This is a genomic window from Polaribacter huanghezhanensis (assembly GCF_030444335.1).
GTDB classification, from domain to species: domain Bacteria; phylum Bacteroidota; class Bacteroidia; order Flavobacteriales; family Flavobacteriaceae; genus Polaribacter; species Polaribacter huanghezhanensis.
In genome coordinates this window covers 2,377,125-2,390,308 of sequence record NZ_CP128595.1, presented here as the reverse complement: position 1 = coordinate 2,390,308, position 13,184 = coordinate 2,377,125, and the positions used below count along the sequence as shown (strand labels likewise).

Annotated in this window: 14 protein-coding genes; 11 read left to right on the top strand and 3 right to left on the bottom strand. The window is 30.0% G+C overall.

What is annotated here, in order from left to right; translation table 11 throughout:
* Positions 1–2 precede the first annotated feature (2 nt).
* Positions 3–860 (top strand): alpha/beta fold hydrolase, encoded by an 858-nt coding sequence (locus KCTC32516_RS11225; RefSeq protein WP_301400591.1) that lies wholly within the window; start codon positions 3–5, stop codon positions 858–860.
* A complete protein-coding gene (locus tag KCTC32516_RS11220; protein WP_301400589.1) occupies positions 857–1,903 on the top strand; it encodes a chorismate-binding protein in 1,047 nt (348 codons plus the stop codon). The genes KCTC32516_RS11225 and KCTC32516_RS11220 overlap by 4 nt, the downstream gene beginning before the upstream one ends.
* A 54-nt stretch (positions 1,904–1,957) precedes the next feature.
* Here the strand turns inward: KCTC32516_RS11220 and KCTC32516_RS11215 are convergent, their stop codons facing one another.
* A complete protein-coding gene (locus KCTC32516_RS11215; RefSeq protein WP_301400587.1) occupies positions 1,958–2,326 on the bottom strand; it encodes a PUR family DNA/RNA-binding protein in 369 nt (122 codons plus the stop codon).
* Positions 2,327–2,408: 82 nt separating this feature from the next.
* Positions 2,409–4,163, bottom strand: coding sequence for an ABC transporter ATP-binding protein (locus KCTC32516_RS11210; protein WP_301400585.1), 1,755 nt, complete (start codon positions 4,161–4,163; stop codon positions 2,409–2,411).
* A 169-nt stretch (positions 4,164–4,332) separates the two neighbouring features.
* On the opposite strand from KCTC32516_RS11210, the gene KCTC32516_RS11205 reads away from it, so the two are divergent.
* The 9 genes from KCTC32516_RS11205 to KCTC32516_RS11165 all read left to right on the top strand — a co-directional run bounded on the left by KCTC32516_RS11205 (position 4,333) and on the right by KCTC32516_RS11165 (position 12,010).
* Positions 4,333–5,433, top strand: coding sequence for a Glu/Leu/Phe/Val family dehydrogenase (locus tag KCTC32516_RS11205; RefSeq protein WP_301400583.1), 1,101 nt, complete (start codon positions 4,333–4,335; stop codon positions 5,431–5,433).
* Between the two features lie 77 nt (positions 5,434–5,510).
* Positions 5,511–6,449: a transcription antitermination factor NusB gene (gene nusB, locus KCTC32516_RS11200; RefSeq protein ID WP_301400581.1), complete on the top strand. Its 939-nt coding sequence runs from the start codon at positions 5,511–5,513 to the stop codon at positions 6,447–6,449.
* A 30-nt stretch (positions 6,450–6,479) separates the two neighbouring features.
* Positions 6,480–6,941, top strand: coding sequence for a DUF1573 domain-containing protein (locus tag KCTC32516_RS11195; protein ID WP_301400580.1), 462 nt, complete (start codon positions 6,480–6,482; stop codon positions 6,939–6,941).
* Between the two features lie 4 nt (positions 6,942–6,945).
* Positions 6,946–7,254 carry a preprotein translocase subunit YajC gene (gene yajC / locus KCTC32516_RS11190; protein WP_301400579.1) on the top strand — a complete coding sequence of 103 codons (309 nt, stop codon included), beginning with the start codon at positions 6,946–6,948 and terminating at the stop codon, positions 7,252–7,254.
* A gap of 120 nt (positions 7,255–7,374) precedes the next feature.
* Entirely contained in the window at positions 7,375–8,316 is a 942-nt protein-coding gene (locus KCTC32516_RS11185; protein ID WP_301400577.1) for a YbbR-like domain-containing protein, read from the top strand.
* A gap of 1 nt (position 8,317) precedes the next feature.
* Positions 8,318–8,899 (top strand): dephospho-CoA kinase, encoded by a 582-nt coding sequence (gene coaE / locus KCTC32516_RS11180; protein WP_301400576.1) that lies wholly within the window; start codon positions 8,318–8,320, stop codon positions 8,897–8,899.
* 118 nt (positions 8,900–9,017) lie between these two features.
* Positions 9,018–10,586, top strand: a complete 1,569-nt coding sequence (locus KCTC32516_RS11175) for a sensor histidine kinase (RefSeq protein WP_301400574.1) — start codon at positions 9,018–9,020, stop codon at positions 10,584–10,586.
* A 19-nt stretch (positions 10,587–10,605) separates the two neighbouring features.
* Positions 10,606–11,301, top strand: a complete 696-nt coding sequence (locus tag KCTC32516_RS11170; protein WP_301400573.1) for a response regulator transcription factor — start codon at positions 10,606–10,608, stop codon at positions 11,299–11,301.
* 88 nt (positions 11,302–11,389) lie between these two features.
* Positions 11,390–12,010, top strand: coding sequence for an L-threonylcarbamoyladenylate synthase (locus tag KCTC32516_RS11165; RefSeq protein ID WP_301400571.1), 621 nt, complete (start codon positions 11,390–11,392; stop codon positions 12,008–12,010).
* A gap of 137 nt (positions 12,011–12,147) precedes the next feature.
* On the opposite strand, the gene KCTC32516_RS11160 is transcribed toward KCTC32516_RS11165, so the two are convergent.
* Entirely contained in the window at positions 12,148–13,146 is a 999-nt protein-coding gene (locus KCTC32516_RS11160) for a glycosyltransferase family 2 protein (RefSeq protein ID WP_301400568.1), read from the bottom strand.
* Between the last annotated feature and the right edge of the window lie 38 nt (positions 13,147–13,184).

Here is a 13,184-nt window from a genome sequence, read left to right as displayed (position 1 = left end):
GTATGAAACGACTAAAGAAAATTTTAAAAATTGTAAGTGCAATTATAGTTGTTTTATTCCTTGTTTTGTACTTCTTATTTGTCAATTTTTCTTCACCAAAATCGAATGAAGAAGTTATTGAAGAATTTGCAGAAAGCTTTCATAAACCACTATTAACAACAAATACATACAAAGGATTTGAGTACAGAGTTGTATCGATGCAAAAAGAAATTGACACTTCTAAAACAACATTGGTATTTGTGCACGGAGCGCCAGGATCTTTATTAGATTTTAAAAAATATTTGGCAGATTCTTTGCTAAATACAAAAGCAAATATGATTTCGTATGATAGAATAGGGTATAATTATAAGGATAAAAATACCGTTCAAAAATTAATCTCTTTTGAAGTAGAAATACTCCATGATGTTCTTAAAAATTTAAAGAAAACAAAAACCATTATTGTTGGATATTCTTATGGCGGACCGATTGCTTTAGCAGTAAAAGAAAAATACAAAAGTATTGTATTAATTGCTCCGGCAGTGTATAGCAAAGTAGAACCAATGCCTTTTATGTTGAATTTTTACAAATGGAAAGCAACGCGCTGGTTGGTTCCTGCAATATGGCAATCGGCATCAGAAGAAAAAAGGACACACAAATCTGAATTGCGAAAAATTGAAAATAATTGGACAACAAACCCATCACAAATTATTTGTATTCAAGGAAATGATGACGGAATTGTTCCATACGAAAATTCGTTATTTTTGCAACAACAATTTCCTGCAAAGCAATTTAAATTGATAACGATTCCGGAAACTGGACATGCTTTAGTTTGGACACAGTTTGAACTGATAAAAGAAGAAATCTTAAAACAAGTCAATTGAATTTACTTTTAAATAAAATAAAAGAAGCATATAAAAACAAGGTGCCATTTGTTGCGTACAACAAACCCAATGATGCAACCATTTTTGGAATTTTTCAAAAGGAGGCAACTTTACACAAAATTGCTTCAGATTTTACACAAGCTGGTTTTGTTTTTGCACCTTTTAATGCATCCGAAAAAACGATTTTTTTTCCGTTGGATGCATCAGAATTTATAAGTGATTCCTTTACAAAGGAGCAACTTCATTTTAAGGAAAAATCATATTTCAATAATGCATCAAAAGCAACACATATTAACATTGTGCAAAAAGCACTTGATGCCATCAACAAAAATGATTTTAAAAAAGTGGTTATTTCTAGAAAAGAAATTGTTGCATTAAATGGAGTAGAAGTAGAGGAGATTTATAGTAACTTACTGCAATTATATCCAAATGCTTTTGTGTATGTTTGGTTTCATCCGCAAGTTGGTTTGTGGTTTGGAGCAACTCCAGAAACCTTGTTAGAAGTAGAAAAAAATAGCTTTAAAACCATGTCTTTAGCCGGAACGCAAGTATATAAAAAGGGTGAGAAAGTAAGTTGGAATCCTAAAGAGATTGAAGAGCAACAAATTGTTACAGATTATATTTTAAACAAGCTCTCGTCGTTTTCAACGAACTTAAAACAATTAAAAACTGAAACTGTAAAAGCAGGTTCGTTATTGCATTTAAGAACAGAAATAAAAGGAGATTTAACCAAAGAAGGATTGTTTTCTTTGGTAAATTTATTGCATCCAACTCCGGCGGTTTGTGGTTTGCCAAAAGAAAAAGCGAAACAATTTATTTTAGAAAATGAGAATTACAATCGTTCTTATTACACAGGTTTTTTAGGTGAATTGAACATCAATACAAATAAAAATTCACATTTATTTGTAAACTTAAGATGTATGGAAATTATAAATAACAATGCAGAGATTTATGTTGGCGGCGGAATTACAAAAGAAAGTAATCCGGAAAAAGAATGGGAAGAGACTGTTGCTAAAAGCAACATTATGCTAAAAGCATTATAAATAAAAAACGTCCTCTAAATTAGAGGACGTTTTTTTGTGAGAATTATTTGAATTTTAGATGTCGTCAAAAGAAACATCTGTAAAGCTTTCTGTTGATGTGGTTGTTTCATCTTCAGTAGCAACGTCTTCTTTTTTATAATCTTTTTGATGTCTTTCGCTAATTACTTCTTGTCCTTTTTCTGTTACAATATAGTCAGTTGCAGCCTTTAACATATCGTTAAACTCTTCAAAATCTTCTTTGTACAAATAAATTTTATGTTTTTGATAATGAAAAGAACCATCATCGTGTGTAAATTTTTTACTTTCTGTAATTGTTAAGTAATAATCATCTGCTTTCGTTGATCTTACATCAAAAAAGTATGTTCTTCTTCCTGCTCTTAAAACTTGAGAAAAAATCTCTTCTTGTTCCACTCTCTCAGCCATAATAATTTATAATAGAATTAAATTTTGTTTTGTTCTTTGTTGAACAAATCTAAAAAAATATTTTACTTTTTCTAACTAAAGATTAGTTTTCTTTTTCTAAAAGTTGTTGTTCGTACAATTCTTTGTAATACCCATCTATTGTTATTAGTTGATTATGAGTTCCTTGCTGTACTATTTCGCCATTCTCTAACACAATAATTTTATCAGCATTTTTGGCTGATGAAACTCTGTGGCTAATGATAAAAGTTGTTTTTTCTTTGGAGACCTTTTCTAGATTAGAAAGGATCTGTTCTTCTGTTTCTGTATCTACAGCAGACAAACAATCGTCAAAAACTAATATTTTAGGATTCTTAATTACAGCTCTTGCAATGCTTAAACGCTGCTTTTGTCCGCCAGAAAGCGTTACGCCACGTTCTCCTAAAATAGTTTCGTATTTGTCTTTAAACGCTATAATATTATCGTGAATTACAGCATTTTTTGCTGCTAAAATAATTTCTTCTTTTGTAGCGTCTTCTTTTCCGAACTTTATATTGTTTTCAATCGTATCAGAAAACAAAAACGGATCTTGTGGTACAAAACCAATTTGATTTCTTAAGTCTGTTAAGTTCACTTCTTTTATAGGTGTGTTGTCAATTAAAACAGTCCCTTCAGAAATATCATACAATCTAGAAATTAAATTGATAATTGATGATTTTCCAGATCCAGTATTTCCTAAAATGGCAACTGTTTCTCCTTTATTTACTGTAAAATTGATATTTTTTAAGGCTGTAATATTTGTATCATCATATACCAAACTCACATTTTTAAATGTTACAGAACCAAGCACTTCAGTATTATTTTTTGCAATATTTTTTATTTCTGGAACTTCTTCTAAAAACTCGTTAATTCTTTTTTGCGAAGCTTCTGCTTGTTGCACCATCGAAGTTACCCAGCCAACAATAGCAACTGGCCACGTTAAAATGTTTACATACAAAATAAATTCTGCAATTACTCCAATCGGAATTTCGCCAGCGATATATTGTTTTCCTCCAATATAAATAACCAATAAATTACTTACGCCAATTAATAAAACCATCAACGGAAAAAAGACCGCCTGCACTTTATATAAATCGATGTTTTTTTCTTTGCTATCATTTGCTAAAGCATCAAAATTTTTGACGATGGATTTCTCAATTCCATACGATTTTACCACATTAATTCCAGAGAAAAACTCTTGATTAAACGTCGTTAATTTTGATAAATATTGTTGAACAATGGTACTTTTTTCGTTGATAATTTTACTCAACACAAAAATTGAAACAGATAAAACAGGAAACGGAATTAAGGTATACATCGTTAATTTTGCGTCGATACTATACATTTGATAAAATCCAACAGCAAACAAAACAATCATGTTCATGCTGTACATAATTGCTGGTCCAAAGTACATTCTAACTTTAGAAACATCTTCGCTAATTCGGTTCATTAAATCGCCAGTTCTATTCTTTTTATAAAAGTTGATAGACAATCTTTGGTATTGTTGATAGATTTCGTTTTTTAAATCAAATTCAATCAAACGAGAAGTAACAATTATCGTTTGACGCATTAAAAAAGTGAAAAACCCGGCAACCAACGTTACAGCAATAATCAATAAAATATTCATTAAAAGCTGATATTTTACGTCGTCTGTATTAGAAATAATCCCTTTTCTATATTCATCAACGATGTTAAACGAATCTCCAATAAGTCTCGGAATCCGTAAGGATAAAATTTTAGATAAAACGGTAATAAAAATCCCGATTAACAATCGGTATTTATATTTTAAAAAGTATTTATTTAAGTATTGTAATGCTTTCATTTACAAACGTTGGTTACTGTATTTTTAAATATTCTATTCTGTTTAATGATATTATTTTTCTTAATTATATCATAATTAAACCCTGTTTTTTTTGATTTGATTTGCTAAAAACTTACTTTTGCGCCATAAAAATTAAGAAATATTAAATTTCAGTAATAAACACTACACAATGACAACAAACATATTAGATGCAAAAGATTTAAAAAATGATCCAGTTTTTGGTCAATTTTCTTTTGATGGTCATGAGCAAATCGTTTTTTGCAACGACGAAGATACAGGATTAAAAGCAATTATTGGTATTCATAATACGGTTTTAGGTCCAGCTTTAGGCGGAACAAGAATGTGGAATTATAATAGTGAATGGGACGCGTTAAACGATGTTTTGCGTTTGTCTCGTGGAATGACTTTTAAATCTGCAATTACAGGATTAAATCTTGGTGGAGGAAAAGCGGTTATTATTGGTGATGCAAAAACACAAAAAAATGATGACTTAATGCGTCGTTTTGGTCAGTTTGTAGATTCTTTAAGCGGAAGATATATTACTGCAGAAGATGTTGGAATGGAAACGCGTGATATGGACATCATTAGAGAAGTTACTCCGCACGTTACAGGAATTTCAGAAAGCAAAGGTGGATCAGGAAATCCATCGCCAATTACTGCTTACGGAGTTTATATGGGAATGAAAGCTGCAGCTAAATATCAATTCGGAACAGACAATTTAGATGGAAAGAAAATTTTAGTACAAGGAGTTGGTCATGTTGGAGAAACCTTGGTAAAACACATTACAGACGAAGGCGCAAAAGTAATTATAAATGATATAAACGAAGCGCGTTTAGAAGAATTAAGTAAAAAATACGGCGCAAACGTTGTTTTAGGAAACGATATTTACGGTTTAGATGTAGATATTTATGCGCCTTGTGCTTTAGGAGCAACCATAAATGATGAAACAATTAGTGAATTAAAAGCAAAAGTGATTGCTGGAGCGGCAAATAATCAATTGGCAGATGAAGTTAAACACGGTAGATTGTTAAAAGAAAAAGGAATTGCGTATGCACCAGATTTTTTAATTAATGCAGGCGGAATTATCAATGTGTATGCGGAGTTAGAAGGTTATGGTAAAGACGAAATTATAAGAAAAACAGAAAACATTTACAATACAACTTTAGATATTTTTAATCTTTCAGAAAAAGAAAATATCACCACTCACAGAGCGGCATTTAATATTGCACAAAGCAGAATTGATGCTCGTAAAAATGAAAAAAACAAGTAGTACATATCAATAAAAATCATATTTTTGCAGAGCGATAGAATTTTCTACCGCTCTTTTTTTTAAATAAGTTCTTTAGAATGATTAATAGAAGACATATTAGAGTCAAAGTAATGCAATCGGTTTATGCAATGACAACTTCAAAAGCCGATGATTTAGTAAAAGAAGAAAAATTCTTAAAACACAGCATTCAAAAATTGTTAGACTTGTATGTTTTGCAATTGCAAATGTTGGTTGAAGTTCAGAAATTAGCTACTCAGCAAATTGAACTTTCAAAAAAGAAACACCTTGCAACTAAAGAAGATTTACAACCAAATACAAAATTCATCAACAATAAAGTAATTGCAGCAATTGCAAATAGTACTTCTATTTCTGATCATATTTCTAATCAGAAATTAGACAATTGGAAAAATGATGATGAGTATGTAACTATTATTTGGCAAAAATTGCAAGCAAGTGATTTGTATAGCAAATACATGAATTCTAATGAAGATTTTTTTAAAACGGACAAGAGTTTTGTGCAAGATTTTTTTACAGAAATTATTGCACCAGATGATAAATTAGCAGAATATTATGAAGATCAAACAATTAGTTGGTTAGATGATATTCCGTTTGTGAACACATGGATTCTAAGAACATTAAGTAAGGTAAAAGAAAATAAATCACTGCTTTTAGGAAATATCTATAAAGATGAAGATGATGAGAAATTTGTCTTAGAATTGTTTCGAAAAGTGATTTTAAATCACACAAAATTTGAAGAAGATATTAGCAGTAAAACTCCTAATTGGGAAGCAGAAAGAATTGCAGATATCGATATGATTTTAATAAAAATGGCAATTTGTGAGTTTCTAAAATTTCCATCAATTCCGGTACGAGTTACCATTAACGAATATATAGAAATATCAAAAGATTACTCAACCAATAAAAGTGGTTATTTCATCAACGGAGTATTAGATAAACTCTCTAGAGAATATTCTGAAAATAAAAGACTTGATAAAATTGGGAGAGGATTATTATAATTTAGTATTTTTACATAAAATTTATAAATCATGAGAAAAATAATTATTTTTAGTTTAGCTGTTTCATTAGGTATCTTAACAGCTTGTTCTGGTGGAAATGCCGCTGCGAAAGTAGATCAATCAAAATTAGCAGATGCTAAGAAACGAGATATGGATATTAGCAAAGGTGCGCCAGTTATTTCGTTAGATAAAAAAGAATTCGATTTTGGAACTGTAACAGATGGAGATATTATTGAGACAACTTTTATTGTAACCAATACCGGAAAATCTCCATTGATCATTACAGATGCAAAGACTACCTGTGGATGTACAGTACCAACTTGGCCAAAAGATAAACCAATTGCTCCAGGAGAATCTACAGAAATAGCAGTAAAATTTAACACGAATGGTAAAGGTGGTGGAAGACAAGTTAAAGATGTAACCTTGTTTACAAATACTGCTGTTGGAAGAGAAATTTTAAGAATCAAAGGAATCGTAAATAAGAAAAAATAAACGAATGATAATTTTACAAGCAAGTACAAGCGGAATAAGTAGTATGTTGCCTTTTTTAGCAATGATCGTGGTCATCTATTTTTTTATGATTAGACCACAAATGACAAAACAAAAGAAAGAGAAAAAGTTTCAAGCAGAAATTAAGAAAGGAACTAGAGTTATTACAAGTAGCGGAATTCATGGTAAAATTGTAGAATTACACGAAAGTGATAACACCATTACTATAGAAACTGGCGCGGGTAAAATAAAATTTGAACGTGCTGCTATTTCGTTGGAATTAACGAATAAATTAAATGCTCCGGCAAAAAAATAAGATTCATCAGAATCCATAAAAAAAGAGAGCAATTTTGCTCTCTTTTTTTATGGAATAAATCTTTGCAACGTTGTGTTTTTAAATTGCTTTATGTAGCTTGCAGTATTAAAATAGAATTTTATGCAAAAAGGAAAAAATCAACATAAAATACCAAAATCTTTTTTTGTTGCATTAGCCGTTGCTTTGTTTTTTTGGTTGCTAACAAAGTTGTCAAAAGAATATCAAACAGTTATTACATTTCCTGTTGAGTACGTAAACATTCCGCAAGATAAATTAATCCAAAGTACGCCATTAGATAAAATAAATATTCAAGGAAATGCATCTGGATTTAAACTTTTGGGAATTAGTCTTTTTAAGAAAAAAATCAGATTAGATGTTAAAAAAGCGCATCGTAAATTAAACTCAAAATATTATCTTTTATTAGAAAATCAAAAGATTGATATTCAAAATCAAGTTTCAAATAATTTTATCATCAACGGAATTGCACAAGACACCATTTATTTAGATTTGGGTCAATTAACTTCAAAGAAAGTCCCGTTAAAAGGAAATTTTGATTTTTCTTATAAATCAGGATACCACTTAACAAAGCCAATACAAATTACACCAGATTCTATTTTAGTTTCTGGACCAAAATCGCAAATAGATACCTTACAAAACTTACATCTTCAAAAATTAACTTTAAAAGATATTTCAAAATCTGTTGCGCAAACAATCAAAATTAATGCTATTTCTAAGAGACTAAAATTTAGCATAAAAGAAGCAACTGTTTTAGCCGATGTAGATCGTTTTACTGAAGGGAAGTTAGAGTTGCCTTTCGAAATAATTAACTTACCAGAGAATGCTTTGGTAACGACATTTCCAAAAACTATTCAAATTTTTTATCAAGTAGGTTTAACCAACTTTAGTAAAGTAAATGCAACTTCATTTAGAATTGTATGCGATTACAACAATTCAATAAACAATAATCTAAATTACTTAATTCCTAGAGTTGTTGTAAAACCAGATTTTGTATCTTCAGTTAAAGTCAATCCAAATAAAATAGAATATTTAATTCAGAAATAAGATGGTAGTTGGTTTAACAGGCGGAATCGGAAGCGGAAAATCTACAGTTGCAAGAGCATTTCAGAAAATTGGAAATGTTGCGGTGTATTTTGCTGATGACGAAGCTAAAAAACTAATGACAACTTCATCCATCATTAAAAACCAGATATGTAAAGAGTTTGGTGAAAAAGCGTATCAAGAAAATGAATTAAATAGCGCTTTTATTGCAGATGTCGTTTTTTCTAATAAAGAGAAATTAGCGACGTTAAACTCAATTGTGCACCCAGAAGTGTATACACAATTTAAGGCTTTTGTTGAAGCAAATAAAGACAAAGAATACGTGCTCTATGAAAACGCAATTTTATTTGAAAACGCAAGTGCTATTTTATGCGATAAAATAATTACAGTTATTGCTGATGAAAGCATACGGATACAACGCGTTGTAAAAAGAGACAACACGTCAGAAATTGCAGTTAAAAACAGAATCCGCAATCAATGGAAAGATTCAAAAAAAGCCTTGTTATCTAATTATATTATTACAAATAATACTTCAGACAACTTGTTAAATCAAATTATGAAGATTCATAATAATTTAACACAATAACCTGCTGACATTTTTATATATCCAATATTTTTCTTAAAATATTCTTAAATTCTCACTACTTTTGTTAATATGCGTTAAAAACGTTAATTAACAGATTAGAAACGCATATTTTTGAAGAATGGGTAAAAAAATGTTTGTTCTTATTGTAGCTTTAATGAGCTTTTCTTTAATCGGAATTGTAACGGTTCAGGTGTATTGGATAAGCAATGCTGTAGACACAAAAAAGAAGCAATTTTTGAATGATGTTAAAATAGCATTGACAAGCGTTTCTGAAGAAGTTTCTGACAAAGAATATGCAGAATTTCAACGAAAAATAAAACCTTATTTAGATAAAACACAAAATGTTAAAAGCAACGAGCTTCGTAATTTTATTCTACAACAAATAGATACCACAGGCAAGCAAATAACAGCATACAGTTTAACTGTTTTAGAACAAAATATTAAAGTTCCTATAGATTTTTTAGAGAATGACAGTTTGGTTGTAAAAAGAATTACAGGTAGAGAAGACATCTTTAATACCAACAAGTTTTCTGCAAATACTGATTTTTCTAAAAACAAGGCTTCTCAGATTTTTACAACCATAAAAAGATATCCAGAATATGAAGAAATTGTTTTAAAAGATGCATTTAAAGTATATAAATCTTCTTTTCCAATTCATAAAAGAATTAGCAATAGAGAATTAAATACAACCTTAAAGAAAGAATTTACAAAAAGAGGAATTCACATCGATTTTAAATATGGCGTGTATAGTTCTGATGGATATTTAACAAATTTAAAATCTGGTTATTATACCATTAACAAAGCAAATAGTATTAGTTCGCCATTATTTGTTGATGATAGCGGAAATAGTGAATTTAAATTATATGTTACTTTTCCAAATCAGCAAGAGCACATTTTAGCCGATATTTCTAACATATTATTGCTTTCGGTATTTTTTATATTTATCATAATTGTTGCTTTTTCAAGTTCGTTATATCAGATCATTAAACAGAAAAAAATATCTGAAATAAAATCTGATTTCATCAATAACATGACACACGAATTTAAAACTCCGATTGCTACAATTAACTTAGCGTTAGATGCGATAAAAAATCCGAAGATTATAAATGATAGTGAAAAAGTAAATAGGTATGTGAAAATGATTCGTGAAGAGAATAAGCGCATGCATGCACAAGTAGAAAATGTATTGCGAATTTCTAGACTAGAGAAAAATCAAATCGACATTCATAAAATAGCAATTGATATGGATGACATTGTTGAAGATGCAATTTCACATGTTCGTTTGTTGGTAACTGATAAAAAAGGAAACATTACAACGCATTTACACGCATTGCAATCAGAAGTTTTAGGAAATGATTTGCACTTAACCAATGTTGTTGTAAATATATTAGAAAATGCATTAAAATACTCAAACGATGAACCCAACATAGAAGTATTTACAGAAAGTACTGCTAAATTCTTTATCTTAAAAATAAAAGACGACGGAATTGGGATGAGTAAAAGTGCGCAGAAATATGTGTTTGATAAATTTTATAGAGAACACAAAGGAGATATTCACAATGTAAAAGGTCATGGTTTAGGCTTGGCTTATGTAAAAGAAATTGTAGAAAGCCATCAAGGAACGGTTTTTGTTGAAAGTGAAAAAGGAAAAGGAAGTACGTTTACGGTAAAATTGCCATTAATTTAAAATAATAAATATCAATATTATGGGAAGTAAAAAAATATTATTAGTAGAAGATGATCCAAATTTTGGAACAGTTTTAAAAGATTATTTAGCGTTGCACGATTACAATATTACGCATGCAAAAGACGGAATTGAAGGTTTAATAGAGTTTAAAAACAACGATTTTGATATGTGTATTTTAGATGTAATGATGCCTCGTAAAGATGGATTTTCATTAGCTGTAGATATCCGTTCTACAAACAAAGAAATCCCAATTATTTTCTTAACTGCTAAAACCATGAAAGAAGATGTTTTAAAAGGATATCAAGTGGGGGCAGACGATTATCTAAACAAACCTTTCGATTCTGAAGTATTGTTGTTTAAAATAAAAGCAATCTTACAAAGAAAAGAATCTGACTCCAATAAAGAATCTGATGAATTTGAGTTTACAATTGGTAAGTTTTTCTTTAATTCTAAATTAAGACATTTGTCTTATGATGGTGGAGAAAATCAAAAATTATCTCCAAAAGAAAGTAAATTATTAAAAATGTTAGCCGTTCATAAAAACGATTTAATGCCAAGAGAATTGGCATTGACAAAAATTTGGAGAGACGACAATTATTTTACTTCTCGAAGTATGGATGTGTACATTGCTAAATTGCGTAAATATTTAAAATTAGACAAAAATGTTGAAATTTTAAACATTCATGGTGAAGGATTTAGATTGGTAGAAAATTAAATAGAAAATTTCACGTACTAAAAAAGCTCAATTGAATTTCAATTGAGCTTTTTTAGTAACTTTACTTACAGAATCAAAAGAAAATAAAATGGCGAAATTTATTAAGATTTATAGCGAAAATCCAAATCAGAAAGAGATTGACAAAGTTGTAAAAGTGTTGCAAAATGGCGGGTTGGTCATTTATCCAACAGATACCGTTTATGGTTTGGGTTGCGATATTACCAATACAAAAGCCTTAGAAAAAATTGCAAAAATTAAAGGCATAAAACTTGACAAAGCCAATTTTTCATTTATTTGCAACGATTTAAGTCACTTGTCAGACTACGTAAAACAAATTGATACGGCAACGTATAAACTTTTAAAAAGAGCACTGCCTGGACCTTATACGTTTATTTTACCAGGATCTAATTCGTTACCAAACGCTTTTAAAAAGAAAAAAACAGTCGGAATTCGTGTTCCTGATAACTCTATTGCTTTAGAAATTGTGAAAGCTTTGGGCAATCCAATAGTTTCTACTTCTATTTATAGCGATGATGATATTTTAGAATACAATACAGATCCAGAATTAATTTTTGAACGTTGGCAGCACAAAGTAGATATTGTTATTGACGGAGGTTATGGAGATAATGAAGCTTCTACAGTAATCGATTTAACAGCTGCAGAACCTTTGGTGTTAAGAGCAGGAAAAGGAAGTTTAGATATTCTTTAAAGTTACAAAGTTACAAAGTTACAAGGTTGATGAGTTTGTCAGTTCGAGTGTCACGCCAAAGCGTGATGTATCGAGAACAAATTCAAAATTTAAGCATCATTTAGAACACTTGTTTAAGGTTCCATAAAAAAGAAATATTACTTCAAATCCTTGAATTTTTTTCTTCCCAAAAAGAAATACTGCCAAACAATACTTGTGTGTAAATTGTAATCCGTTTTTTTCTGTAGCTTTTTACGTTTCTTTAAAAACCGATTAAAGTGCCTGTAAAAACTAAAATGTGCTTTTATAATTGCCCAAGTGTGTATGGGTCTTAATTCGATAATAAATTTAATTCCTGCAATTCCGTCTAAAATTAAACGAGAAAATATCACAAATAAAAACCATTGTTTAGGTACATTTTTAACCACATTTAATAAGCTATTTCTAAAATTTAAAAATGTTTTCTGCGGATTTGTTTCTTGCAATGTTGCGCCACCAAGATGATACACTGTTGAAGTGCCCACATATTTTATTTGAAAACCTTCATTTTGAGTTCTCCAACACAAATCTATTTCTTCTTGATGCGCAAAATAATCTTCGTCAAATCCATCTAATTGATGATATACTTTTGAGCGAATAAATAAACAAGCGCCAGACGCCCAAAATATTTCAGAAATAGCATCAAATTGTTTGTTGTCGGTTTCTAAATGATTAAAAACGCGTCCTCTACAATATGGATATCCAAATAAATCGATAAATCCGCCACCAGCTCCTGCATATTCGAATTTCGTTTTGTCTTTATAATCTAATAATTTTGGTTGAATGATCGCGGTGTTTTCTTCTTGTTTAAAAACATCAATAACTGGAGTTAACCAATTTTTGGTAACTTCAATATCAGAATTTAACAAACAATAAATATCTTCTTCAACATGTTGTAAAGCATCGTTGTAGCCTTTTGCATAACCACCGTTTACAGGATTTTCAATAATTTTTATAGACGGATAATGTTCTTTGATAAAGCGAATAGAATCGTCTGTAGAAGCATTGTCTACAACATAAATTGTAGCTTCTTCTGAACTAAAATTTATGACAGATGGCAAAAATTGCTCTAACAATTTCTGTCCGTTCCAATTTAATATGACGACTGCAGTTTTCAAGACAGCAAACTTACGTTTTAAAAGTGAATTTGATTGGT

Excerpts from the sequence above, each read along its gene's own strand:
- KCTC32516_RS11175 (WP_301400574.1), top strand. The coding sequence starts at position 9,018 with ATGGGTAAAAAAATGTTTGTTCTTATTGTAGCTTTAATGAGCTTTTCT.
- coaE (WP_301400576.1), top strand. The coding sequence starts at position 8,318 with ATGGTAGTTGGTTTAACAGGCGGAATCGGAAGCGGAAAATCTACAGTT.
- KCTC32516_RS11185 (WP_301400577.1), top strand. The coding sequence starts at position 7,375 with ATGCAAAAAGGAAAAAATCAACATAAAATACCAAAATCTTTTTTTGTT.
- KCTC32516_RS11215 (WP_301400587.1), bottom strand. The coding sequence starts at position 2,326 with ATGGCTGAGAGAGTGGAACAAGAAGAGATTTTTTCTCAAGTTTTAAGA.
- nusB (WP_301400581.1), top strand. The coding sequence starts at position 5,511 with ATGATTAATAGAAGACATATTAGAGTCAAAGTAATGCAATCGGTTTAT.
- KCTC32516_RS11205 (WP_301400583.1), top strand. The coding sequence starts at position 4,333 with ATGACAACAAACATATTAGATGCAAAAGATTTAAAAAATGATCCAGTT.
- KCTC32516_RS11225 (WP_301400591.1), top strand. The coding sequence starts at position 3 with ATGAAACGACTAAAGAAAATTTTAAAAATTGTAAGTGCAATTATAGTT.
- KCTC32516_RS11195 (WP_301400580.1), top strand. The coding sequence starts at position 6,480 with ATGAGAAAAATAATTATTTTTAGTTTAGCTGTTTCATTAGGTATCTTA.
- KCTC32516_RS11210 (WP_301400585.1), bottom strand. The coding sequence starts at position 4,163 with ATGAAAGCATTACAATACTTAAATAAATACTTTTTAAAATATAAATAC.
- KCTC32516_RS11165 (WP_301400571.1), top strand. The coding sequence starts at position 11,390 with ATGGCGAAATTTATTAAGATTTATAGCGAAAATCCAAATCAGAAAGAG.
- yajC (WP_301400579.1), top strand. The coding sequence starts at position 6,946 with ATGATAATTTTACAAGCAAGTACAAGCGGAATAAGTAGTATGTTGCCT.
- KCTC32516_RS11170 (WP_301400573.1), top strand. The coding sequence starts at position 10,606 with ATGGGAAGTAAAAAAATATTATTAGTAGAAGATGATCCAAATTTTGGA.